This is a genomic window from Pantoea sp. Ae19-2, from assembly GCF_059801205.1.
Genome location: NZ_JBCHWE010000001.1, coordinates 1,298,224 through 1,320,769 on the forward strand (window position 1 = coordinate 1,298,224; position 22,546 = coordinate 1,320,769).

The 22,546-nt window shown below is 51.9% G+C and carries 25 protein-coding genes; 9 read left to right on the forward strand and 16 right to left on the reverse strand.

Features of this window, described 5'->3' with window-relative positions:
* Position 1 precedes the first annotated feature (1 nt).
* The 9 genes from fliN to fliF form a co-directional block, all read right to left on the reverse strand.
* Positions 2 to 415 (reverse strand): flagellar motor switch protein FliN, encoded by a 414-nt coding sequence (gene fliN / locus AAIE03_RS05980; RefSeq protein ID WP_013026182.1) that lies wholly within the window; start codon positions 413 to 415, stop codon positions 2 to 4.
* The gene (gene fliM, locus AAIE03_RS05985; RefSeq protein ID WP_013026181.1) at positions 408 to 1,415 is read right to left on the reverse strand and encodes a flagellar motor switch protein FliM; all 1,008 of its coding nucleotides are present in this window, start codon (positions 1,413 to 1,415) and stop codon (positions 408 to 410) included. The genes fliN and fliM overlap by 8 nt, the downstream gene beginning before the upstream one ends.
* 4 nt (positions 1,416 to 1,419) lie before the next feature.
* Complete coding sequence (fliL, locus tag AAIE03_RS05990; protein WP_013026180.1) at positions 1,420 to 1,905, reverse strand: flagellar basal body-associated protein FliL; 486 nt, start codon at positions 1,903 to 1,905, stop codon at positions 1,420 to 1,422.
* 129 nt (positions 1,906 to 2,034) lie between these two features.
* A complete protein-coding gene (locus tag AAIE03_RS05995) occupies positions 2,035 to 3,303 on the reverse strand; it encodes a flagellar hook-length control protein FliK (protein ID WP_194761368.1) in 1,269 nt (422 codons plus the stop codon).
* Entirely contained in the window at positions 3,300 to 3,743 is a 444-nt protein-coding gene (fliJ, locus tag AAIE03_RS06000) for a flagellar export protein FliJ (RefSeq protein ID WP_013026178.1), read from the reverse strand. The genes AAIE03_RS05995 and fliJ overlap by 4 nt, the downstream gene beginning before the upstream one ends.
* Positions 3,744 to 3,771: 28 nt before the next feature.
* Entirely contained in the window at positions 3,772 to 5,133 is a 1,362-nt protein-coding gene (gene fliI / locus AAIE03_RS06005) for a flagellar protein export ATPase FliI (protein WP_014593947.1), read from the reverse strand.
* Positions 5,133 to 5,831, reverse strand: a complete 699-nt coding sequence (gene fliH, locus AAIE03_RS06010; protein ID WP_014593946.1) for a flagellar assembly protein FliH — start codon at positions 5,829 to 5,831, stop codon at positions 5,133 to 5,135. Before fliH ends, fliI begins: the two co-directional genes overlap by 1 nt.
* Positions 5,824 to 6,816: a flagellar motor switch protein FliG gene (fliG, locus tag AAIE03_RS06015; RefSeq protein WP_013026175.1), complete on the reverse strand. Its 993-nt coding sequence runs from the start codon at positions 6,814 to 6,816 to the stop codon at positions 5,824 to 5,826. The genes fliH and fliG overlap by 8 nt, the downstream gene beginning before the upstream one ends.
* A complete protein-coding gene (fliF, locus tag AAIE03_RS06020) occupies positions 6,813 to 8,531 on the reverse strand; it encodes a flagellar basal-body MS-ring/collar protein FliF (RefSeq protein WP_014593944.1) in 1,719 nt (572 codons plus the stop codon). The genes fliG and fliF overlap by 4 nt, the downstream gene beginning before the upstream one ends.
* 234 nt (positions 8,532 to 8,765) lie before the next feature.
* Here fliF and fliE point away from each other — a divergent pair, with 234 nt between their 5' ends.
* Positions 8,766 to 9,077, forward strand: a complete 312-nt coding sequence (fliE, locus tag AAIE03_RS06025) for a flagellar hook-basal body complex protein FliE (protein ID WP_013026173.1) — start codon at positions 8,766 to 8,768, stop codon at positions 9,075 to 9,077.
* A 963-nt stretch (positions 9,078 to 10,040) separates the two neighbouring features.
* Positions 10,041 to 10,208, forward strand: a complete 168-nt coding sequence (locus AAIE03_RS06030; protein ID WP_019106601.1) for a hypothetical protein — start codon at positions 10,041 to 10,043, stop codon at positions 10,206 to 10,208.
* 291 nt (positions 10,209 to 10,499) lie between these two features.
* Here AAIE03_RS06030 and AAIE03_RS06035 read toward each other — a convergent pair whose 3' ends face one another.
* Positions 10,500 to 10,700 carry a hypothetical protein gene (locus AAIE03_RS06035; RefSeq protein WP_019106602.1) on the reverse strand — a complete coding sequence of 67 codons (201 nt, stop codon included), beginning with the start codon at positions 10,698 to 10,700 and terminating at the stop codon, positions 10,500 to 10,502.
* Between the two features lie 285 nt (positions 10,701 to 10,985).
* Between AAIE03_RS06035 and AAIE03_RS06040 the strand changes: the two genes are divergently transcribed.
* The gene (locus AAIE03_RS06040; protein WP_013026170.1) at positions 10,986 to 11,252 is read left to right on the forward strand and encodes a hypothetical protein; all 267 of its coding nucleotides are present in this window, start codon (positions 10,986 to 10,988) and stop codon (positions 11,250 to 11,252) included.
* Positions 11,253 to 11,290: 38 nt separating this feature from the next.
* Here AAIE03_RS06040 and AAIE03_RS06045 read toward each other — a convergent pair whose 3' ends face one another.
* Positions 11,291 to 11,530 (reverse strand): DinI-like family protein, encoded by a 240-nt coding sequence (locus AAIE03_RS06045; RefSeq protein WP_013026169.1) that lies wholly within the window; start codon positions 11,528 to 11,530, stop codon positions 11,291 to 11,293.
* A gap of 175 nt (positions 11,531 to 11,705) precedes the next feature.
* Here AAIE03_RS06045 and iraP point away from each other — a divergent pair, with 175 nt between their 5' ends.
* On the forward strand, positions 11,706 to 12,002 hold the full coding sequence (iraP, locus tag AAIE03_RS06050) for an anti-adapter protein IraP (RefSeq protein WP_014605567.1): 297 nt from the start codon (positions 11,706 to 11,708) through the stop codon (positions 12,000 to 12,002).
* A gap of 135 nt (positions 12,003 to 12,137) precedes the next feature.
* On the opposite strand, the gene AAIE03_RS06055 is transcribed toward iraP, so the two are convergent.
* Positions 12,138 to 12,461: a DUF6388 family protein gene (locus AAIE03_RS06055; RefSeq protein WP_014605568.1), complete on the reverse strand. Its 324-nt coding sequence runs from the start codon at positions 12,459 to 12,461 to the stop codon at positions 12,138 to 12,140.
* 243 nt (positions 12,462 to 12,704) lie between these two features.
* On the opposite strand from AAIE03_RS06055, the gene yedD reads away from it, so the two are divergent.
* Positions 12,705 to 13,163 (forward strand): lipoprotein YedD, encoded by a 459-nt coding sequence (gene yedD, locus AAIE03_RS06060; RefSeq protein ID WP_013026165.1) that lies wholly within the window; start codon positions 12,705 to 12,707, stop codon positions 13,161 to 13,163.
* An 82-nt stretch (positions 13,164 to 13,245) separates the two neighbouring features.
* On the opposite strand, the gene amyA is transcribed toward yedD, so the two are convergent.
* The 4 genes from amyA to fliD all read right to left on the reverse strand — a co-directional run bounded on the left by amyA (position 13,246) and on the right by fliD (position 17,013).
* On the reverse strand, positions 13,246 to 14,727 hold the full coding sequence (gene amyA / locus AAIE03_RS06065; protein ID WP_014593942.1) for an alpha-amylase: 1,482 nt from the start codon (positions 14,725 to 14,727) through the stop codon (positions 13,246 to 13,248).
* A gap of 104 nt (positions 14,728 to 14,831) precedes the next feature.
* A complete protein-coding gene (gene fliT, locus AAIE03_RS06070) occupies positions 14,832 to 15,191 on the reverse strand; it encodes a flagellar protein FliT (protein WP_013026163.1) in 360 nt (119 codons plus the stop codon).
* Positions 15,191 to 15,601 (reverse strand): flagellar export chaperone FliS, encoded by a 411-nt coding sequence (gene fliS, locus AAIE03_RS06075; protein ID WP_014605569.1) that lies wholly within the window; start codon positions 15,599 to 15,601, stop codon positions 15,191 to 15,193. Before fliS ends, fliT begins: the two co-directional genes overlap by 1 nt.
* 14 nt (positions 15,602 to 15,615) lie before the next feature.
* Positions 15,616 to 17,013 (reverse strand): flagellar filament capping protein FliD, encoded by a 1,398-nt coding sequence (gene fliD, locus AAIE03_RS06080; RefSeq protein ID WP_014605570.1) that lies wholly within the window; start codon positions 17,011 to 17,013, stop codon positions 15,616 to 15,618.
* Between the two features lie 253 nt (positions 17,014 to 17,266).
* On the opposite strand from fliD, the gene AAIE03_RS06085 reads away from it, so the two are divergent.
* The 4 genes from AAIE03_RS06085 (at position 17,267) to AAIE03_RS06100 (ending at position 22,492) form a co-directional block, all read left to right on the forward strand.
* The gene (locus AAIE03_RS06085; RefSeq protein WP_014593940.1) at positions 17,267 to 18,196 is read left to right on the forward strand and encodes a flagellin N-terminal helical domain-containing protein; all 930 of its coding nucleotides are present in this window, start codon (positions 17,267 to 17,269) and stop codon (positions 18,194 to 18,196) included.
* 307 nt (positions 18,197 to 18,503) lie between these two features.
* Positions 18,504 to 19,436: a flagellin N-terminal helical domain-containing protein gene (locus tag AAIE03_RS06090; protein WP_072138847.1), complete on the forward strand. Its 933-nt coding sequence runs from the start codon at positions 18,504 to 18,506 to the stop codon at positions 19,434 to 19,436.
* Positions 19,437 to 19,789: 353 nt separating this feature from the next.
* Entirely contained in the window at positions 19,790 to 20,722 is a 933-nt protein-coding gene (locus AAIE03_RS06095) for a flagellin N-terminal helical domain-containing protein (protein ID WP_014593939.1), read from the forward strand.
* A gap of 864 nt (positions 20,723 to 21,586) precedes the next feature.
* A complete protein-coding gene (locus tag AAIE03_RS06100) occupies positions 21,587 to 22,492 on the forward strand; it encodes a flagellin N-terminal helical domain-containing protein (protein ID WP_014593938.1) in 906 nt (301 codons plus the stop codon).
* Positions 22,493 to 22,546 lie beyond the last annotated feature (54 nt).

Below are 22,546 nucleotides of genomic sequence, written 5' to 3' on the forward strand. Positions count from 1 at the left end.
CTTAACGGCTCAGACGACGCATACGCTCTGACGGCGTAATGATATCGGTGATGCGAACGCCATATTTATCGTTGACCACGACGACTTCACCCTGTGCGATCAAATAACCATTGATCAGGATGTCCAGCGGTTCACCCGCCAGCCCATCCAGGGAAACCACGGAGCCCTGCGTCAGACGCAGCAGTTCTTTAATGGTCATTTTGGTGCGGCCAAGCTCGACGGTGAGCTTCACCGGGATATCCATAATCAGGTCGATATCCTGCAACGAACCTGACGCATTACTCGTTTCAAAGCTTTTAAAAACGTCATCACTCTGTGAGGCAGTCGTAGCGGAGCCAACCTGCTCATTCATTGCTTCAGCCCACAGATCGTCCGCAGAGATAGTATCATCGGACGGTTTCTTGCTGTCAGTCATGGGGCTGTTCCTCGTTAAGCGAATTCAAAATCGGGTTAATCAAATGTTCAACACGCAGGGCATACTGGCCGTTAAGCGTGCCATACTGACTGGTTAAAACGGGCACACCGTCCACATGGGCAATAATGCGCTCTGGCTTTTCAATCGGCAGAACATCACCGGGTTTCAGCTGTAAAACGCGCGACAGGCGCAGCGACGTTTCGGCGAAATGGGCAATCAGTTCCAGCTCAGAGTGCTGAACCTGCTTCACCAGATTGTCGCGCCAGTGTGTATCTTCTGACCGCGAGTTTTCGAGCGGTGGATTCACCAGCATTTCACGCAGCGGTTCAATCATCGAAAACGGAATACAGATGTTGAACTCACCCACAAGGTTACCGATTTCAACCTGGAAAGGCGTATTCACAACAATATCGTTAGGTGATGTGGTGATGTTGGTGAATTTCACCTGCATTTCCGAACGCACATACTCCACATCCAACGGATAAATGGCTTTCCACGCATCGCTGTATCCGTCAAGCGCCAGCTTCAGCATGCGGCGAATGACACGTTGCTCGGTATGGGTAAACTCCCGTCCTTCAACTTTAGTCGGAAAGCGGCCATCACCGCCAAAAAGGTTATCGACCGCAATAAACACCAGGCTTGGCGAAAACACGACTAATGCCGTACCGCGCAGGGGCTTCAGATGGATCAGGTTCAGGTTGGTTGGCACCGGCAGATTGCGTGCAAACTCATGGTAAGGCTGAATCTTGATCGCGCCTACGCTGATATCCGGGCTACGACGCAGCAGGTTAAACAGCGCCATACGGAAACTACGGGCAAAACGCTCGTTAATAATTTCCAGCGCCTGCAGACGCTCGCGCACCACGCGACGCTGGGTATTCGGATCATAAGGGCGAATATCGCCCTCAGGTCCGTTTTGTTTCTTTTCTTCTTCCGCGCTGCCGCTGTCGCCGTTAAGTAGCGCGTCAATTTCAGCCTGGGAGAGAATGCTGTCGCCCATTGATTCACCTCAAAATGAAGGCAGTAAACAGTACGTCGTCTACGACCTGCGGAGGTTGACCTTTTACCAGTGGTGGTGCCAGCGCCTGTTTGATTTGATCAACAAGCGCTTGCTTTCCTTGCTCCGTCGCCAGTGCAGCTGCGTTCTGACGAGACAGCAGCAGTAACAGACGACTGCGAACCTCAGGCAGGTAGTCACTCATCCGACGACGCGTTTCTTCATCCGGCAGACGTAGCGTAAAGCCTACGTACAGTACGCGGTCTGGGTCGTTGTCGGGATTGACCAGGTTAACCGTAAATGTATCAAGTGCAAAAAAGACCGGGGCGGGAGGCGGTTCAACTTTCGCGACCTCCGGCTTATCACCCTCATGTTTATTCATCATTCGCCAGACTGCATAGCCTGCCACGCTGCAAGCGGCCAGCGCGACAATCAGTAACACTGGTATTAAAAGTTTTCGTTTGCGGCCTTTGGCTTTCGCGTTATCAGACATTTTTGCAGTAACTTCCTGTGAATTATGGGCAAGCCTCTCGGCTTGCCTGAACAGATTATCGCGTGTCTTAAGTCAAACAATGGCAAGAAAAGACACGGGTTTTACGCTTACCTTCAGCGTTTGTCGCTGTCAGGCAAATGTGTCGACTGCGCCTTTGCCGGTTAACCGGGCCTGAAGAGACTGCGGTACGGCAATGGGCGTAATGTCGTTATCACTGTCCTGGGTGAGGGAGAAGCTGCCGTGCTGTCCGTCGCGACGCGCCTCCTGTTGCTGCTGGAAGCTCTGTCCCTGCGAGAAACTCTCACTGCTTACCTGACTCTCACCCAGGTTAATCCCGCTTTCCGCCAGGGCATGACGCAACTGGGGAAGCGCAGCTTCCAGCGCGGCCCTGACATGGCTATGGCTGGAAACCATATTTAACTGTGCCTGATCGTTATTCAGTTTCAGGCTGATCTGAATCGCCCCCAGGTCTTCAGGATGCAATCGCAGTTCTGCATTCTGCTGGCCATTACGGCTGAACATCACAATTTGCTGCCCCAGTGCCTGCTGCCATTCGTTGCTGCCCAGGTGGGCATTCAGCGTCGGCGTTGACGGTGAGTTCATCGTCGCTGAGGCGCCAGATGACTGCAGCAAGCTACTGGTACTGCTCACCGGCGCGCTGAGAATGGCCTGGTTATCGCTGGCTGCCGCTAACGGACGATCGTCCTGCTTACTGACGCTGCTCAGTATCTGCTGAAAACTGCCGTCGGTGGTCAGAGCCGCAGGCGTCACCGCGGTGTTATGACTTGTCGCGGCGGTTGAGCCGGTCATGCTCTGGCTAACCAGACTGGCTTTATTGGCCAGGTTGCCGTCCTGCACCTTCGTGTTTTGGCTCTCTTTGCCATCACCTGTTAGTGCCGTAGTGACCGCCTGCGTCAGCGCTGACAGCGCTGAACGGGGCGCATCCCCTTGCAAATCCGCACCACGGTTCGCTGCGTTGTCTTTCACCGCCTGCTGCAGTCCCGTCGCGGGTAGCATGGCAAAGAGCGCCTGTATATTCTGCATGTCGCTATTGTTAAGGACGGTGGCTGTCAGCTCATCTTTATCATCGGCTGATTTTGTGCCGGCTTTAATCTTTTCCGGTGTAAACAACGCACTAAGCGCAGTCGGCGTTTCCAGCGAAGAGAGTAATGCATTCAACGAGGTGGCCGTTTTATTCTCGGTCTCTGTCGTGACATTTTTATCTGTAGCCGCAGGGGTTTTACCGTGCAGCTTCGCCAGGGAAAGCAGCTGATTTCCCAGGGCGGTGATAAAGTCCTGTGGCAGCGTCTCACCACTGCTTAACAGGTCTGTGGAGCCTGATGTGTCAGCAGTGCCGATGGCTTTCGTCGTCAACGCGGTGTTTGGCAGCGTAATCATTCGCCTTTCCTCAGTGCGGCCCGTTGGGCAAATTCATCCATCCGTTTCTGGTCGAGACGGTTTTCTTGTCGTAATGCATTTTCCTCTGCCCGGGTGATCAGAGTTTGATAGGCGTTCAGGCGCTGCTGTTTCTCACGCCAGTTGACCAGCGCCTGTTCCAGCCGTTGGTTCCATTGCTGTAGCTGGCTGCGGTGTTGCTCAATCGCCTTCTCCAGCGTCTGGATAAACTGGTGATAGTTGGTCCAGCGATTGCTGGCAATTCCGCTGGACATGTCACTGTTCAGCTTATTGCGGTACTCGTCCTGGTAATCGAGCAACATGGAGAGCTGCTCGTTAGCCGCCTGCTGACCCCGGCGCATATCGCCCAACAACACGGCGGCGCGCTCCAGGTCCTGCTCCGCTAAATCGCGAAGCGTGTCAATAGCATTGGCTGTTTTCATTACGATGTCCTCGTATCAAACGCGCTGACTAGCCAAACAAGGCGTGCAAATGCAGGCAGGCGTCGTCGTACTCACTGCGTTCAAAAATGCCTTGTTGCAGGAAGGCTTCCATCTGCGGGTAAAGCTGAATAGCTTTGTCCAGCATGGGATCGCTGCCTGCGGCATAGGCGCCGACGCTGACCAGGTCACGGTTGCGCTGAAAACTTGAAAGCAACTGCTTGAACTGGCGTACGCGTGCATAGTGGTTTTCATCAATCAGTGATGTCATGGCACGACTGATTGACGCTTCAATATCAATAGCCGGATAGTGTCCGGCCTCCGCGAGGCGACGTGACAACACGATGTGTCCGTCGAGGATTGCGCGGGCAGAGTCTGCAATCGGATCCTGCTGGTCGTCGCCTTCGGTCAGAACGGTATAAAAAGCCGTAATGGAGCCGCCGCCATCGATACCGTTACCGGCGCGCTCAACCAGGGCCGGGAGCTTAGCGAAAACAGACGGTGGATAACCTTTAGTGGCCGGTGGCTCACCGATTGCCAGGGCAATCTCACGCTGGGCCATGGCGTAACGCGTCAGGGAGTCCATGATTAACAGGACGTGCTTACCGCGATCGCGGAAGTCTTCTGCAATACGTGTGGCATAGGCTGCGCCCTGAAGACGCAGCAGCGGGGAGACATCGGCCGGCGCCGCAATCACCACGGAACGGGCACGGCCTTCCGCGCCTAAAATGTTTTCAATAAAGTCTTTAACTTCACGACCACGCTCACCGATTAACCCGACAACGATCACGTCGGCCTGGGTGTAACGCGCCATCATGCCGAGCAGCACGCTTTTACCCACGCCTGAACCAGCAAACAGGCCCATACGTTGACCACGGCCAACGGTGAGCAGGGCGTTGATAGCCCGAACGCCCGTATCCAGGACATCAGTGATGGGCGTGCGCTGTAAGGGGTTAAACGGCGGAGTATTTAGTGCCGCACGGTAGCCAGTTTCCGGTGACGGTAAGCCATCGAGCGGCCTTCCGCTGCCGTCAAGGACACGGCCCAGCAGTTGTGGTCCGAGTAAAAGCTGCTTTCCGGCCTGCGGGTTTTCACCGGTAGCCCGGGCATAAACGCGCGCCCCCGGCAGAATGCCGTCCACTTCTTCCAGCGGCATCATCAGCAGTTTCTGACCGTTGAAACCGACGACTTCACTTTCGATTTCGCTGATGCTCTTCCCGTCGTTGCGCTCAATCACACAGGTTGAACCCAGGGGCAGCTGCAGGCCGGTCGCCTCCAGTACCAGGCCGGTGGCACGGGTCAAACGCCCATAACGACGAATCGGTTGTACCTGAGAAATACGACTCTCAAAGGCATCAAGCGAGCCAAGCCAGCGGTTCAGACGTGTGGTCATTAAAATTCTCCCGGCGCCGCCAGGCGACACAGTTCCTGCCAGCGAGTGGCGACGCTGGCGTCGAGATCGCCATCTTCGGCGCTGAGCTTGCAGCCGCCAGGGTGCAACGTGTTATCTGCCAGTAAACGCCAGCCGTGAAGATCGAGCGTCGGACCTAAGGTTTGTTCGATTCTCAGCAGATCGTCCGGATGAACGCGCAGTTGAGGTTTACCGCTAAACATCGGCTCCTGCTGAAGCAGGCCCTGGATCTGCCGAAGCAGGGCGCTGCCATCCACCGTTGTTGCCTGCCCAATGACTGAGCGTGCGGCTTCCAGCGCCAGCTGCATCAGACGGGCGGCGATCACGCTGTCCAAAGACTCCAGCGTGTTCTGGAATTCGGTGACCAACTGCTGCATGCGTGCCTGTAAAGGCGCCTGCTGCTGCTGTGCATCGGCCAGACCTTGCTGAAAACCCGCGTCGTAACCGGCCTTCTGGCCTTCAGCAAACCCCTGCAGATGACCTTCGCTATAGCCTTGCCCGTGCGCCTCTTTACGCAACTGCTGCTGCATATGTTCAAACTGCTGCTGTTGCTCATCTTCTTCAGATTCAAAGATGGTAACCTCGGCTGGCTCTGCTGACATGGCAACGGGCTCTTCTGGACGCCCCAGCTCAACCGGCTGCCACAGCTGCCATGGACGGGCAGAAAATGCATCAGACATAGGTTTCCTCGCCACCACCGATTACCATCTCGCCGGACTCTGCCAGGCGACGAACCACCAGCAGGATCGCTTTCTGTTCGTTCTCGACCGCAGACATACGCACCGGGCCACGGTTGGCAAGATCGTCGCGCAGAATATCTGCTGCACGTGCCGACATGTTTTTGAGGAACTTCTCGCGCAGAGGCTGCTCTGCACCTTTCAGGGCGATCAGCAACTGCTCGGACTCCACTTCCTGCAACAGACGCTGGATACTGCGATCGTCCACTTCCACCAGATTTTCGAACAGGAACATCTCGTCGATGATTTTCTGTGCCAGCTCGCCGTCGAAGTCGCGAACCGCTTCGATGACCGCTTCTTCCTGCTGCGTTTTCATCAGGTTGATGATTTCTGCCGCCGTTCTTACGCCGCCCATCTTCGCGCGCTTGAGGTTGGTGCCGTCGAGCAGGCTGTTCAGCACTTCGGTCAGTTCTGCCAGTGCGGCAGGCTGTACGCCACCAAAGGTCGCAATACGCAGCATGACGTCATGGCGCAGGCGTTCATCAAACAGCGCCAGGATATCTGCAGCCTGACCGCGTTTGAGGTGTACCAGAATGGTCGCGATAATCTGGGGATGCTCGTCGCGAATAAGGTCGGCAGCCGCCTGCGGCTCCATGAAGTTGAGCGTTTCCATCCCGCTGGTGGTATCACGGGTTTCAAGGATATCCTCCAGCAGGCTTGAAGCACGTTCTTCACCCAGCGCACGGGTCAACACGGAGCGCAGGTAGTCGTTGGAGTTCAGGCTCAGCGCCGCGAACTGCTCGGCATCGGCTTCGAACTCACGCAGCACTTCAGTCAGCTGCTTATGGGATACCTGACGCATGCTGGCCATTGCCGAGCTCAGGTGCTGCACTTCGCGTTGGTTCAGATGCTTAAACACTTCCGCCGCGCGTTCTTCGCCAATGGTCATCATCAGAATGGCGCTTTTTTCAGTACCGGTCAGACTCATAGTTCGTTACCCATCCATTCACGAATAACCAGCGCCACGACGCGCGGATCGTTTTCAGACATGTCGCGGATACGCTGGCTCATGACTTCAGCGCTCATGCGGTTATTAGTTTTGCGTTCCTGCTCCATCTCATCTTTGCTGAGCTGGACGCTGTAAGCTTCCTGATCGTTTTGCTGTGCAGCACGGGCAGCCATCGCTTCTGCAGCCGCTTTCTCAGCTTCTTTCTTACGCAGTACGTGTGGACGAACCGTTTTGCGGTACAGGATGAAGGCAACCAGTGCCACCAGCAGCCACTTACCTGCACTTATCAGCTGGTCAAAGAAGGACTGCTGTTGCCAGAAGGGCAGTTCGCTGACAGTAGGTTCGGTGGTATTGAACTGCGAGTTCACCACGTTGACGCTGTCACCACGTTGTTGTGAATAGCCCATGGCTTCACGCGTCAGGTCTTCAATCTGCTTCAGCTGCTGCTCGTTAAGTGCAAGCGCTTTGCCTTTATCATCTTCGCGATAGTTCACCACCACGGCGACGGACAGACGCTGCACATCTCCCACATTCATTTTGGTATGGCGAATGGTGCGATCCAGCTCATAGTTCACTGTGTCATCGCGGCGAGAGTTGGTTGGCACGCTGCTGGCCGAGGCGGTACTGGTACGCTGGCCATTCGCGGCATTGTTCTGGCCATTCGCATTCTGCCCGTTGGCCGCGTTGGTGTTCGGCGCATTGACCGGCGCAGTATTCGCGGGCGCTGGCTGATTAGACAGCGCGCCAGGCACGCCGCCAGGATAAGGGCTGCCAGACTGCTCGCTGGTGCTTGTCTGCTGTGAGCGGATTGACGCATTTTTGGGGTCGCCATTTGGCTGATACTTCTCGTCTGTCTGCTCGCTGGTATCAAAGTTAATCTGCGCGGTAACCTGTGCATGCACGTTGCCCTGGCCCAGAATCGGATTCAGGATAGCTTCAATGCGTTGCTGATAACGGGCTTCCACTTCGGCAGCATATTTAAGTTGTGCGTCATTCAGGTCACGACCCACCGCATCAGAACGCGTTAACAGATGACCGCTCTGATCCACGACGGTGACGTTGCCCGGAGGTAAACCCGCCACGCTGCTGGAAACCATGTGGGTAATCGCCTGAATCTGACCTTCGTCCAGTGCGCGACCCGGTTGCAGCGTTAAAGTTACGGACGCAGAAGGGGCCTTTTGCTCACGCACAAACAGAGTAGGTTTAGGCATGGCCAGATGCACGCGTGCGGTTTTAACCGGCCCCAGTGATTCGATGGTACGTGCCAGCTCGCCTTCGAGTGCGCGCTGGTAGTTAACCTGCTCACTGAACTGGCTGATACCGAACTTCTCTTTATCCAGCAGCTCAAAGCCGACGTTGCCACCCTTAGGCAGGCCCTGTTCAGCCAGACGCAGACGCAGTTCATGCACTTTGTCTTCAGGGACCATCAATGCGCCACCGTTATCGGCAAAACGATAAGGTACATTCATCTGCGTCAACTGCGTGACAATGGCGCCGCCATCCTCGTTTGAGAGATTGCTGAACAGCACGCTGTAGTTAGGTGTCTTGGCCCAAAGGACCAATGCAAACACCACTGCAATAGCAGCGGCGGCGGCGACGATTAAAGGTATGCGTGGATTAGCACGCAGGCGAGCGAGAAGGTCACCGAAGCCTTTCTTGTCTTGATCTTGTGTGGCGGCTGCACTCGCATTCATGACCGATTCCTGCCTGACGTAATTGACCGGGTTAGTTGTGATGGCAAAACAGACTCCCTGACCTGCATAAATAAAATTTCCACTTCAATGCCTGGCATTATTTGATGAAACGCAAAATTCGATGGGTGAATAAGCCACGGTTTTTAGCGCCATTTAGGGGCTTTGTCTTATTGACAATGTGTTAACTTCTCCGCACATCAAAAATCTTCATCTCTTTTCAGTGAGGTAACAGCCATGTCAGTGCAGGCAATCGAGGGTGTTTTACAGCAGTTACAGATGACGTCGCTCCAGGCCAACAACAAGAGTAACGACGTCACCAGCCATATCGACTTCGGTGCGACCATGAAGGCCGCGCTGGATAAAATCAGCGAAACGCAGACGTCTGCACGCACCCAGGCGCAGGATTTCGAGATGGGTAAGCCCGGGATCGCGCTGAATGATGTGATGGTCGATCTGCAAAAATCATCCATCTCGATGCAGATGGGGATTCAGGTCAGGAACAAGCTGGTTTCGGCTTATACCGACATCATGAATATGCAGGTGTAGTCACGTCACTGACGGGGGAATATCAGGTTCGTGCAAGGTGGACTTTGGGTTGTGGTAGAGCCAGGGCAGAGTGCGTGTTTGTGATAGGGCATCCAGCGCTGCTTTTTCTTATCCTTATTCCTTATCCACGCCGTCATACACCTGATAACCCCTCAGTGAAGGAGTTTGCCGCGTCTGACTGGCAAACAAGTTCAAAAGTGTAAATCGATAAAAACAGACTGACCGCCCCTTATACTGGCCACTAAGCCGGTTAACTCACGTCTGACAACCCGCCAAACGTACGCCTTAAAATTTATTGCCTCCGTAAGAGATAACCTTTATTTACATCACCGGTGTTATCGCAAAAAAAGAATTTTTATCCTGACTGGAATTAACGCGCCTGAGTGAAAACAATTATCCTTCACAGGGTTTTGTTTAATTTTCATTTAACTTCCAAACTATTTTTCAAGAGTGTTGCCGCGGTGTCTCGAACAGCAATATAAGGTTTTCTTCAGTTTCAATCCGATGATATCGCTGATAAAAGAAAGATATTTTTCGATAATAAATAAGAAGGGTCGCGGCGGTACGAATGAAAGATGGCTTTGTTTATCTAAACTCCTTTCGATAAAAACGCCGTGTTAATGTGGGTGGCGCTATAGAGGTAAGGCTGTGAACATGTTGCCTCATCCCGCAGTGAAGGCACCTCTGGCAGGGCGTGAGCAGCAAGCCAGGCAAGGCCTGTCAGCATAAAGTGAGAATGAGCAGGTTTATAAGAAATAATATCTGATTAAAAGATTTAACTTTTTAAAAAAAGTGCTCCGCGTTAATGTAATATCCTTGTTTACCCATCCTTTGGTTAAAATGAAATACTTAATTCAAACTCTGCTCGCTAACTCAAATAGCGGTGGGCAGATTAAATATGAGATTTATTCTGACGTTCAAGGCTCTGACTCTTTAAGCAAGATCCCTGAAGGCACATGCAGGGTGATTTCATATAAGCTGGTCAAGGGCTCTATTCAGTTACTGGATGACGATCTGGATTTGCAGGCGTTATTTGATGCTAACCGACCGGCGCAGGGCGTGTTTTATCCAGATGGGCCTCACCGGGTTAATCTTGAGATGCTGGTGGACTACCTTCATAAACAATCCTGAGTGACGGCGAGCCGTATTTACTTAAAAAGGCGTGATGGCATGTTAACGGGATGCAAACACATCGTTGCGCTGTTTTTTGGCTTTGTAATCTAAATTGCATGCCTCACTCTTCATGCATTTCCTGGCGATAAGGATTACGTCAGGCGAAGTTAAAAATGATACAGGTCTGTTACTGCAGGGACGATACGGATGTAAATATAGGGTATTCGATGACGTGCTTTTTAATGATGAGGCATTGATTGAGCAGGTAAAAGCATGCCCCGGCGCGGAACATGCTCGCGATAAAACCACTCAGGACGCTTTAAAAGGGTCTTTTTTATCATCCTGACTGTCATCATTTTTTCTCGGGACTTCCCCGTGATCCTTAGGTGCATCCTTAGCGGGATGATCGTCTTCCTCATAGGCATTGCCTGCATGAGGTGCCGCTTCGGGTAAACCTTTGCTGACATCGCCCTCATGTTTACGCTGTTCGTTACTGTGATGTGTATGCATGCTTCGCTCCTTTTTGAGTCTGTTAAGTCTAGTCCAGCTAAACCAGACCGTCACAATTCCCCTCAATCAGTGGGGCTCGCTCAAAAATGGGCACCCTTACTTATAGCGACTAAGCTTACGCATTGACGCTTTGCTTTCATGGTGCTTACTCATCCTACCGTTTTCCGCTCATGTCACTCACGCTAGTGAGTTCCGATTATTCCTAATGCAAAGTCGCTATATTGTTCTACCTTTAAATCTCCAGGCGACATTTTCATTGGATAAACAACCATAAGGAAACACAGCATGACTGATTCAATCGAAACCAAAAGCAAAACAGATTATCTGCGTGACGTGGCATCTCAGCTGAAAGAAATGCGTCACTATGCACAGACGAACACTGAGACGCTTTCTGCACATTGGTTAGCCTTTGACGCCGGCGAGTATAAAGATGAAGGAAACGCAGCCCGCATTGACGCGCTGCTGAACAAACAGGGTACGTTACTGGAAGATCTGGAGACGGCCATTCAGGATATCGAAATCGAAATTAACCACAGCGAGCAGGAGAGTTAAGCCATCCCCCGCTGACTGAGGCGGTGGCGGTTAACGGATTAATCAGCCACCAGCCAGAATTCTGCTTCATCAAACATCTCTTCCACGAGGCGCGCTATTGTCGCCTTCTCGTTCTTACTGAGATCGGTCTCTATCGCATTCCGCTCCATAGGCTTGACCTTAACCTCAATGTCAGGGAACACGCGATGCACCCGTTTCTCTAGTTCTGCTAAAATCATCTCACGCGCTCCTGGCAGGCCCGCGACATTACGTTTATCGTAAATTAACTCTACAAACATGTTAACAATCCCTTAAGGGCAAAATCGCCTCGCCATTTTACTGTAAATAAAAACAGTATCAAGCTGATGTTTATCTTAATTCGTTTTTTCCGCGTCGCGTAGAAAAGCACCGTCATCTGGTTTACTCTGAGTGCGTTCACAACACTAAGTGCGCTCACTCACCAGGAGAAGTGCAATGCGACAATTGGTTATAGATATTCTGCTCAAACTAGCAAAAATGGATGTCGACGCTAAGGAACTGACTGCGCAGATAGAAGCACAGTCATTGTTGGTGGCAGCTTTATTGGTCCAGGCGAAACAAGATAACGCATTAACCATCTCCGAAACGGTTCAGGATGCGATAGTGACGGCTTCACGTTCATCATCTGAATTTATGCAGTCGGATATTGATTTACTGCTTACTCACATTAACCGGCTGCTGGCCGTCGCTAAGTATGTTGAAGTGAGAGGCAAAATGGCGCAGGAAGAGTAATGGCAAACGCTGGCGATAAGTGTGTTGTCTGTCGCCAGCGACGCCGTAAAAAGGAGAGGCTCAGCGAACCCATCCTGATCATTAACAGGGCGACGAGATCCGCGGTATTTTCATTGTCCCGTTAAGACCTGCTCACTACAGTTCATTTTTAATACAGAATTCTTCCCAGCTCATTCCCAGTGATTCCGCATGCGATCTGAGATAACGTTCTATGGCCTCGGCAGCGACGGCTTTATCCGGTTCAGCCAGCTGGATCGAGAAAATCATACCATCAAGGTTCTTCTGGCGTAAAAAAGCCGCGTAGATGCGTTCAGCATGCCATTCACGTAGTTCACGCAGTGACATATTGGCGGCGCGGGCATCGCTTTCTGTGAGTTCGTCTAATGCTGCCTGGAAATCCGCGTGGGCGGTAAAAAACAGGGCGCGAGCCTCGGCGTAATAAGCTTCTGGAGTTTTCATTGCAGGTTTCCTGATAGGTAGTGCAGGGCGACAGTGTAGCCTGTTGCGTCTGGCTTGTCAGGCTAAGTGGGGCAGGATGAAAAACGGTCAGTTCGCGGTGCTGATATTGATAAATGTTGCCCGTGCGCGATGAAAGCGTCATAAAATGCAGTTTTACGCTTAGGGCAGCATTCAGATAGCTTGCGCACCTTACCGTAAAAATTATAACGTAGCCGCCATTGACCGGATTTTAGGGATTAAAAAATGAAAAACTGGATGCTGATTGCCACTCTGGCGCTGAGTGGCTGCGCACAAATCAATAGTTATGAGAGTGCGGTGCAAACGCCTGCTCCGGCAAATTTGCAGGGTAACTGGCAGACAGTAGGGCCACAAAGCGATCTGATTAGCGATAAGGCGATTGCCAGTCTGATCGTCAATGCCGATGGCAGCACTCTGGATTGCCGCCAGTGGCAGCGTGTCATTGCAAAACCAGGCAAGCTGACCCAACTCAATGGCGATTATGTCAATGTGACGCGTCAGGTGCGGGTGATGACGCTGGACGTCGATAACGGTGAGCTGGAATACGATGGTCTTACCCTGCGCAAGGTCGAAAAGCCGACCGTTGAATGCCAGAAAGCAGAGCAGGAAGTGGCAAAACAGCCTAATGCCGACGTTATTCAAAATATCGAGCCTGAAATTATGCGGCCGGCATTAGCAAAATAATTGGCTGAATGCGGTCCAGAGACCGCACTCAGCATAGTCTCACGGGTGAATCAGTCAATCTGGTGGCGTTGGCAACCTCTGTTTATGCTTCAACAACCCAGACGCTCACGCTGCCACCATTACAGCTAAACAGCGCGCTGCCATTATCATCGGTGGTAATGGTCTCTGACTTATGCCCAAGATAGTCACGCCACACTTTTCCGGCATAGCCTTCACCCATCGCAATGTGTTTTTCTCCCGCCTCACCGTTTGACATGATCACCACGCAACCGGGCTTTTCCGCCGTGCCGCTTCGGCTAAAGGCTACACAGTTTGGATGATCGAAATAATCGGTTTGTGCGCCCCAGCCAAATAGCTGGCGGGCTCGGATCAGACCTTCGAGTTCGGGAATAACGGGCATATCGACCTGGTGAACGTCGCCATCACCGCCCTCATCCTGATAGCTGGCACCGAAAAGATCGGGATAGAACACTGTCGGTACACCTTGCTCACGTAACAGAATAAGCGCGTAAGCGAGCGGTTTAAACCAGGCTTCAACAGGGGCTTCCAGCGACTGTAACGGTTGCGTATCGTGGTTTGCGACGATGGTTACGGCATGCCAGGGATCGGCCAGAACCAGTGAGTTATCAAAGATTTTGCTCAAGTCGTAGGCGCTGCCCGCTTTAGAGGCCTGATGAAAGTTCATATGCAGGGGTGCATCAAAGAGCATCGTTTTGCCGTCAACCTGGTGGATATATTCCTGCAGTTTGTCGGTTTCAAAAGACCAGTATTCCGCCACGATAAATAAAGGTTCGTTGGCGACTTCCTGAACGTGGTCGATCCACGCTTTATAAAACCACGCCGGGATATGTTTTACGGCATCCAGTCGGAATCCGGTGCAGGGCACCTGTTCCATCACCCAGCGCGCCCAGTATTTAAGCTCTTCGCTCACGGCATTATTACGGAAGTCAATATTGGCACCCATCAGGTAATCGAAATTACCGAGCTCGCTGTCTACCTGGTCGTTCCAGCCCTCTGCGGTGTAATCGTTGATGATCTTAAAAACGCCGTTTTCATCGGGGTTTTCAATATGATCGACACCGCTGAAACATTTATAGTCCCAGATGAATTTAGAATACTGTCCTGCCCGGGCAGGGAAGTTAAATCGTGTCCAGGCTTCACACTCTATAACATCAGGGTATATTTCATCGCGATTATCGGGATTAACCCGATTGACCCGAATCTGCTCTTTTTCGTCAGCGCCCATTTTATGGTTCACCACAACATCCAGCAGTACGCCGATATCGTGACTGCGTAACGCATTTACCGCATCCAGTAATTGCTGTTTATCACCGTATTTTGTGGCTTTACTGCCTTTTTGTTCGAACTCGCCTAAATCGAACAAATCATAGCTGTCATAACCCACCGAGTAGCCACCGGATTCACCCTTATAACAGGGGGGGAGCCATACCATGTTGATGCCTATATCATTGAGCAGTGAGGCTTTTTCCGTAACTTCCGGCCACAGTTTGCTGCCATCGGGATAATACCAGTGGAAAAACTGCAATAGGGTTGGGTTGTGCATGACGCGTTTCCAGTCAGAGGAGAGGGAACTGGAAGTATGGGATAAGAGGGGAGAAATTACGCGGGTGAATTAAAAATATAGTTTCCACCCGCTAAAGCCGGGCTTTACTGCTCTTTAGGATAAAGAATATTGCCTGCCATATTACCGTAAGAGGTCATGATGTTCTGTTGCTGCGTCGACGTCGTGACCAGAGAGCGCAGCTCTTGCATGCGCTCACCTAATAAGGTTTTCAGCGTAGTTTCGTTATTGAGAATTTGCTCAAGTACGGGGCGAATCTGTGCCCGTTGTAACGCCGAAAGCACACCGGCATCGTTATCACGAGCCACACGCTCGACGCTGCTAACATAGGTGGATTCACAACTCAGTAATGCCTCCCATTGCCCTTGTCTGGCATTTTCCAGCATAGCATTACTGAGCGTGAGTAATTCCTGATACTCTTTTAGCAGCGCGAGTGGGTGACTCATTAAAACGTATCCTGCTGTGGCTGATAGTTAGGACCAATCTGTTTCCAGGCATCGGCGATGTTATTCAGCAAGCCTTCGACTTCCGCAATGGCTTCAACGTCATTATTGAGGTTGGCCTGTAACAAACGGCGGGTCATATATTCATACAGGTTATCAAGGTTGGCAGAAATCTCACCGCCTACTTCATGATTCAGGCCTGCACGTAAGCCATTAGTGATGATATTAATGGCTTTAGATAAGGCGTTTCCTTTACCCGGGATATCGCCTTGCTCAATTAAGATAGCTGCTTTTTTCATGGCGCTCAGCGCGCCATCAAACAGCATCACAACCAGCTGGTGCGGGCTGGCGCTTAACACCGCGCTCTCCACGCCGACCTGGGCATAGGCCTGGGTACCGGACTTAGCGTACATGCTTACCACTCCTGTTATAGTTTAGCGAACTGCTGGGTCAGATAGTTGCCGGTCTGCGTCATAGAGCTGACGAGCGTTGACAGGCTGGTGAACTGCGTTTTATAACGCGCCATCGTTGCAGCGATTTGGCTGTTCACATTGTCATATTGATCCGACAGCTTTTTCAGTGACGTATTAATGCCGTTGGTGGCATTTTGTACCTGTCCGTCGCTGGCCAGAATTTGTGTCAGCTTGTTATTGGTTTGGGTTGCAAAACCGGTGGTTTTACCGTCACCCGTCAAAAAGTTCAGAACATCTGTTGGCTGATTGGTCAGGGCGTTGTTCAGCTTAGTGCTGTCTACGGTCAGCTTGCCGTTGACATCCTGCGTGATGCCCAGCTGTGACAGGGTGGTCAGGCTGCCGCCAGACTGTGCGCTGGATAACTGACTGCGCAGGCTGGTCTGAATATTACGCAGCGTGTTATCCCCTAACAAATCCCCATTGCCCGTACTCTGCGTCTCACCCGCTTTAACGGCAGTATATTTCGTTTGGTTACCGATCGTGGTCTGCAGCGAATTGTAAGCATCAACGTAGGCCTGAATCGCCGCGGTCATGGGCTGATTATCCGTGGCCACCGTTAAGGTTTCTGGCGTATTCGCTGCGGTGGTTTTCGTCAGGTTGAGCGTGACGCCTTCGGGGGCATCAGTAATGGTATTGCTGCTGCGTGTGATGGACACGCCATTAATCTTTAACTGTGCATCTTTTGCGGCAACCTGTTCGGTCATCGCGTTACTGCTGCCGCCCTGACTGTAATTAATATATTGCGACAGACTGCCATCATTTGAGCTTACCGTCATGGCATTCGCCGTGCCGCTGTCACGCGCAGTCAGGGACAGATAATAGGTATTATCATCGGCTTTAATGATGCTCGCGTTTACGCTGCCTTGCTGCTTATTAATCGCATCGCGAATATCAGCCAGGCTGGTTTGATCCTTCGTCAGTGTCACGGTTAGCGGTGATTTTTGACCGGACTGCGAGATGGTAATGGTGCGTGAAGCCAGGCTCTGATCGCCCAGATCGGTATCTTTACTGGTGGCAGCTTTAGACAGCAGGGACTGAGAAGAGGCCAACTGGCTCACTTCTACAGAATAGTTACCTGCGGAGGCTTTACTCGCCAGCGTGGCAGTAAACGCGGTGTTTGTGCTGGTCACTTTAGTGGCGGCAATAGTCGATGCATTTTGCAATGCCGCAGCAGCGGTCTGGAATTTTGACAGGCCTGTTTTCACCACGCCCCAGGCGGTAAGCTGGGCATTGTAAGAGGACTGTTGCTTAGTAATTGGCGTCAGCTTAGTCTGTTCAGCTGTTTCCAGACTATTGTACAGAGTATTGAGATCGAGGTTAGTACCAGCACCGAGTGAACTTATACTTGCCATGGGTTAATCCTTTACGGGTTATACGCTAAGTAGATTGGGTATCGGCAGCGAGTGGCAAAAGATTAGCCTGTTTTTGATAAATTTAATGCGCCAATAAAGAACGCTTCTTTAATTGTCTTCGCGGGTTTGCCTGCCAGAAAATTCCTGAAATTTTTCCCTAAAGGTTGCTCAGAGGCTGACGATAATCAGGTTGTCGGTGAGCAAACCGAATTCAGACGCCTTAATCTGGCTCAATTTTTAAAGGAAAAACATCATGGCAGTGATTAACACTAACACCCTGTCTCTGGTTACTCAGAACAACCTGAGCAAATCTCAGTCTTCACTGGGTACTGCGATTGAGCGCCTGTCTTCCGGCCTGCGCATCAACAGCGCGAAAGACGATGCAGCCGGTGAAGCGATCGCTAACCGCTTTACGTCTAACATCAACGGCCTGACCGTTGCTGCCCGCAACGCCAACGACGGTATCTCTCTGTCGCAGACCGCTGAAGGCGCGCTGACCGAAGTCAACAACAACCTGCAGCGCGTACGTGACCTGACCGTTCAGGCGCAGAACAGCTCTAACTCAGCGTCTGACATCGACTCGATTCAGGCTGAAGTTAACCAGCGTATGCAGGAAATCGACCGCGTCACCAAGCAGACCGACTTCAACGGCATCAAAGTGCTGAACACCGGTTCAGGCAGCAGCACCTACAACTTCCAGGTTGGTGCCAAAGACGGTGAAACCATCGGTATCACCATCAGCGCTAGCGACGGTTTTGACCTGGCCGCTGCCGGTCAGTCTGGTACTACTCAGAACACCAGCGTGACGACTGGCCAGACCGTAAACGGTAACGCGCGTACCACTTCAGCGATCGGTTTCGACGTGCTGAAAGGTGCTGTCACCGGTGGTACTGGTGGTACTGCAGCAGGCACCACGCCGCTGGCCGATATCGATAAAGCGATCAAAGCGGTCGACAACCAGCGCAGCCTGCTGGGTGCGTCTCAGAACCGTTTTGAGTCCACCATCAGCAACCTGAACAACACCGTAACCAACCTGACCGCGGCCCGCAGCCGTATCCAGGATGCGGATTACGCAACGGAAGTGTCGAACATGTCCCGCGCGCAGATCCTGCAGCAGGCCGGCTCTTCTGTACTGGCCCAGGCCAACCAGGTTCCACAGACCATGCTGTCTCTGCTGCGTTAATCGCCGCAAAACCTGTATTAATAAAAACGCCCTCAGCAATGAGGGCGTTTTTTTTATTGCCGCGGCAGGCTGATCACAACCTCAACGGATTTAGGCGCGCGGTAAGGTATTGAACAGCGTTTTGAGGCTCTTTTTGTACGAAGTGATGTCCGCTTTAGCAGCAAAGACTTAGGTTTTTACGGCAAAGTAATAAAAAAACGATACGAAGAATTAAAGTTTCAACCAGAGCGGGCGATAACAATATTGAAGGCGATAAAGCCGCAGGCCAAATACCTGACCCTGACTTTCTTATTAAAGGACATTCATCATGGCAGTCATTAATACCAATACCCTGTCTCTGGTTACTCAGAACAACCTGAGCAAATCTCAGTCTTCACTGGGCACTGCCATTGAGCGTCTGTCTTCCGGCCTGCGTATTAACAGCGCAAAAGACGATGCAGCCGGCGAAGCGATCGCTAACCGCTTCAGCTCTAACATCAACGGCCTGACCGTTGCTGCCCGCAACGCCAACGACGGTATCTCGCTGTCACAGACCGCTGAAGGCGCGCTGACCGAAGTCAACAACAACCTGCAGCGCGTACGTGACCTGACCGTTCAGGCGCAGAACAGCTCTAACTCAGCGTCTGACATCGACTCGATTCAGGCTGAAGTTAACCAGCGTATGCAGGAAATCGACCGCGTCACCAAGCAGACCGACTTCAACGGCATCAAAGTGCTAAACACCGGTTCAGGCAGCAGCACCTACAACTTCCAGGTTGGCGCGAAAGACGGTGAAACCATCGGTATCACCATCAGCGCAAGCGACGGTTTTGACCTGGCCTCAGCCGGTCAGTCTGGTACCACCCAGAACACCCGCGCAATGACCACGGGCGACACTGTAAACGGCAACGCGCGTACCACTTCAGCGATCGGTTTCGACGTACTGAAAGGTGCCGTTACCGGTGGTACTGGTGGTGCAGCAGCAGGCACCACGCCGCTGGCCGACATTGATAAAGCGATCAAAGCGGTCGACAACCAGCGCAGCCTGCTGGGTGCGTCTCAGAACCGTTTTGAGTCCACCATCAGCAACCTGAACAACACCGTAACCAACCTGACCGCGGCCCGCAGCCGTATCCAGGATGCGGATTATGCAACGGAAGTGTCGAACATGTCCCGCGCGCAGATCCTGCAGCAGGCTGGTTCTTCTGTACTGGCCCAGGCCAACCAGGTTCCACAGACCATGCTGTCTCTGCTGCGTTAATCGCCGCAAAACCTGTATTAACAAAAACGCCTTCAGTTATGAAGGCGTTTTTCATTTGTGTCATATAAATATTCTTCTCAAACGTGTTTGCTCCCGTTTTGCTTTTCCCTCATCCATTGCTTTTTGTGTCGGACATTCATAGCCCAATGCGAAACAGCGCAATGGCCTTTATGTTGCTGATGAGGTTATTCAGCTACGCCTGAGATTCCATCTGAACAGGTTTTCCAACAGACGATTAAAAAAAACCGTGTCCTGCGTAAAGTTTTGCTCATGACGGGCGATAACAATATTGAAGGTGATGAAGCCGCAGGCCGAATCCAAACCCTGTAATTTTTATATAAAGGATAATTATTATGGCAGTTATTAATACCAATACCCTGTCTCTGGTTACTCAGAACAACCTGAGCAAATCTCAGTCTTCACTGGGTACTGCGATTGAGCGCCTGTCTTCCGGCCTGCGCATCAACAGCGCAAAAGACGATGCAGCCGGCGAAGCGATCGCTAACCGCTTCAGCTCTAACATCAACGGCCTGACCGTTGCTGCCCGCAACGCCAACGACGGTATCTCTCTGTCGCAGACCGCTGAAGGCGCGCTGACCGAAGTCAACAACAACCTGCAGCGCGTACGTGACCTGACCGTTCAGGCGCAGAACAGCTCTAACTCAGCGTCTGACATCGACTCGATTCAGGCTGAAGTTAACCAGCGTATGCAGGAAATCGACCGCGTCACCAAGCAGACCGACTTCAACGGCATCAAAGTACTGAACACCGGTTCAGGCAGCAGCACCTACAACTTCCAGGTTGGCGCCAAAGACGGTGAAACCATCGGTATCACCATCAGCGCAAGCGACGGTTTTGACCTGGCCTCAGCCGGTCAGACTGGTACCACCCAGAACACCCGCGCAATGACTACGGGCGACACTGTAAACGGCAACGCGCGTACCACTTCAGCGATCGGTTTCGACGTACTGAAAGGTGCCGTCACCGGCGGTACCGGTGGTGCAGCAGCAGGCACCACGCCGCTGGCTGATATCGATAAAGCGATCAAAGCGGTCGACAACCAGCGCAGCCTGCTGGGTGCGTCTCAGAACCGTTTTGAGTCCACCATCAGCAACCTGAACAACACCGTAACCAACCTGACCGCGGCCCGCAGCCGTATCCAGGATGCGGATTACGCAACGGAAGTGTCGAACATGTCCCGCGCGCAGATCCTGCAGCAGGCCGGCTCTTCTGTACTGGCCCAGGCCAACCAGGTTCCACAGACCATGCTGTCTCTGCTGCGTTAATCGCCGCAAAACCTGTATTAATAAAAACGCCCTCAGTGATGAGGGCGTTTTTTTATTGCCTGAAAACATGATGTCTTCATGGCTGTGGGTGAAAAAGTGAAACGCTTGCTTGAATGTTAGAGGGATTCATACGGCATTTCACGTCGGTGAGTCTCTGGCAGGTCAGCTCACAGCGTTGAGTATCGAACGCTGACGTAAGGCAATAGACAGAAATATGCTGCGTTGAGGGCCTGGGCTAAAACAGGTGCATATCCTGATGCTGATTCGTTCCTGAAAGTGGTTCTGGCAGGCACGGCTATGACATCTTGCGTTATATCCGTTCATGTTCAGGCCGACTGGCTTTTAAAAGGGAAGCGGTTTGACATGAGATGATGAATAGCAATTATTAACGCAATGTTATTATCACGCCTTTCTGGGAATGGATTATTGAAGATGGAATGCTGAAACAGGTTGCCCGAACAGGCACTGAGATATCACGATGTTTCTTTATGGCAGAAATAACATTTTGTCTCGGTGGTGGCATCATATTAAAGCGGAGACACTTTTCAATAAAACCGGTAAGTGAAAGGTTTTAATACGGAATAAATAGGCGAAAAAATATAACCGCCTATTTAATAACGTTTTTTAATACAGGGGAAAGTGAGCAGGGGAGCGCCTGCTGCCAGGAATACGGTAAGTTTACGCTTCAGTACGGCCCGACCTTGACCTGGAAAGCCTTTTGTAAACAAATTTCAGTTGTCCTCTTTGGTAAAAAAAAAGACTAAAGCATAAAGTTTTAAGCCAGGAGGGCGATAACAATATTGAAGGCGATGAAGCCGCAGGCCAAATCCGAACCCTATAATTCTTTTATGAAGGATAATTATTATGGCAGTTATTAATACCAATACCCTGTCTCTGGTTACGCAGAATAACCTGACCAAATCTCAGTCATCACTGGGTACTGCGATTGAGCGCCTGTCTTCCGGCCTGCGCATCAACAGTGCAAAAGATGACGCAGCGGGTCAGGCGATTGCCAACCGCTTCAGCTCTAACATCAACGGCCTGACCGTTGCTGCCCGTAACGCCAACGACGGTATCTCTCTGTCACAGACCGCTGAAGGCGCGCTGACCGAAGTCAACAACAACCTGCAGCGCGTACGTGACCTGACCGTTCAGGCACAGAACAGCTCTAACTCAGCGTCTGACATCGACTCAATCCAGGCTGAAGTTAACCAGCGTATGGAAGAGATCAACCGCGTCACCAAGCAGACCGACTTCAACGGCATCAAAGTGCTGAACACCGGTTCAGGCAGCAGCACCTACAACTTCCAGGTTGGCGCGAAAGACGGTGAAACCATTGGTATCACCATCAGTGCAAGTAACGGTTTCAACCTGTTCAATACCTCTGGTGCGACGTCTCAGACTACAGGTCAGACTATCAATGGCAACGCCCGTACTACCGCTGCAGAAGGCTTTGACGTACTGAGCGGTACCGTAACAAGCGGTGGCAGCACTGATGGTGCGCCGCTGGCCGATATTGATGCTGCCATTAAAGCAGTCGATAACCAGCGCAGCCTGCTGGGTGCGTCTCAGAACCGTTTTGAGTCCACCATCAGCAACCTGAACAACACCGTAACCAACCTGACCGCGGCCCGCAGCCGTATCCAGGATGCGGATTACGCAACGGAAGTGTCGAACATGTCCCGTGCGCAGATCCTGCAGCAGGCCGGTTCTTCTGTACTGGCCCAGGCCAACCAGGTACCACAGACCATGCTGTCTCTGCTGCGTTAATCGCCGCAAAACCTGTATTAATAAAAACGCCCTCATTTCTGAGGGCGTTTTTTT

Bases quoted from the DNA above. Each gene is read 5' to 3' on its own strand.
- fliN (WP_013026182.1), bottom strand. From the start codon at position 415: ATGACTGACAGCAAGAAACCGTCCGATGATACTATCTCTGCGGACGAT.
- fliM (WP_013026181.1), bottom strand. From the start codon at position 1,415: ATGGGCGACAGCATTCTCTCCCAGGCTGAAATTGACGCGCTACTTAAC.
- fliL (WP_013026180.1), bottom strand. From the start codon at position 1,905: ATGTCTGATAACGCGAAAGCCAAAGGCCGCAAACGAAAACTTTTAATA.
- AAIE03_RS05995 (WP_194761368.1), bottom strand. From the start codon at position 3,303: ATGATTACGCTGCCAAACACCGCGTTGACGACGAAAGCCATCGGCACT.
- fliJ (WP_013026178.1), bottom strand. From the start codon at position 3,743: ATGAAAACAGCCAATGCTATTGACACGCTTCGCGATTTAGCGGAGCAG.
- fliI (WP_014593947.1), bottom strand. From the start codon at position 5,133: ATGACCACACGTCTGAACCGCTGGCTTGGCTCGCTTGATGCCTTTGAG.
- fliH (WP_014593946.1), bottom strand. From the start codon at position 5,831: ATGTCTGATGCATTTTCTGCCCGTCCATGGCAGCTGTGGCAGCCGGTT.
- fliG (WP_013026175.1), bottom strand. From the start codon at position 6,816: ATGAGTCTGACCGGTACTGAAAAAAGCGCCATTCTGATGATGACCATT.
- fliF (WP_014593944.1), bottom strand. From the start codon at position 8,531: ATGAATGCGAGTGCAGCCGCCACACAAGATCAAGACAAGAAAGGCTTC.
- fliE (WP_013026173.1), top strand. From the start codon at position 8,766: ATGTCAGTGCAGGCAATCGAGGGTGTTTTACAGCAGTTACAGATGACG.
- AAIE03_RS06035 (WP_019106602.1), bottom strand. From the start codon at position 10,700: ATGCATACACATCACAGTAACGAACAGCGTAAACATGAGGGCGATGTC.
- AAIE03_RS06040 (WP_013026170.1), top strand. From the start codon at position 10,986: ATGACTGATTCAATCGAAACCAAAAGCAAAACAGATTATCTGCGTGAC.
- AAIE03_RS06045 (WP_013026169.1), bottom strand. From the start codon at position 11,530: ATGTTTGTAGAGTTAATTTACGATAAACGTAATGTCGCGGGCCTGCCA.
- iraP (WP_014605567.1), top strand. From the start codon at position 11,706: ATGCGACAATTGGTTATAGATATTCTGCTCAAACTAGCAAAAATGGAT.
- AAIE03_RS06055 (WP_014605568.1), bottom strand. From the start codon at position 12,461: ATGAAAACTCCAGAAGCTTATTACGCCGAGGCTCGCGCCCTGTTTTTT.
- yedD (WP_013026165.1), top strand. From the start codon at position 12,705: ATGAAAAACTGGATGCTGATTGCCACTCTGGCGCTGAGTGGCTGCGCA.
- amyA (WP_014593942.1), bottom strand. From the start codon at position 14,727: ATGCACAACCCAACCCTATTGCAGTTTTTCCACTGGTATTATCCCGAT.
- fliT (WP_013026163.1), bottom strand. From the start codon at position 15,191: ATGAGTCACCCACTCGCGCTGCTAAAAGAGTATCAGGAATTACTCACG.
- fliS (WP_014605569.1), bottom strand. From the start codon at position 15,601: ATGTACGCTAAGTCCGGTACCCAGGCCTATGCCCAGGTCGGCGTGGAG.
- fliD (WP_014605570.1), bottom strand. From the start codon at position 17,013: ATGGCAAGTATAAGTTCACTCGGTGCTGGTACTAACCTCGATCTCAAT.
- AAIE03_RS06085 (WP_014593940.1), top strand. From the start codon at position 17,267: ATGGCAGTGATTAACACTAACACCCTGTCTCTGGTTACTCAGAACAAC.
- AAIE03_RS06090 (WP_072138847.1), top strand. From the start codon at position 18,504: ATGGCAGTCATTAATACCAATACCCTGTCTCTGGTTACTCAGAACAAC.
- AAIE03_RS06095 (WP_014593939.1), top strand. From the start codon at position 19,790: ATGGCAGTTATTAATACCAATACCCTGTCTCTGGTTACTCAGAACAAC.
- AAIE03_RS06100 (WP_014593938.1), top strand. From the start codon at position 21,587: ATGGCAGTTATTAATACCAATACCCTGTCTCTGGTTACGCAGAATAAC.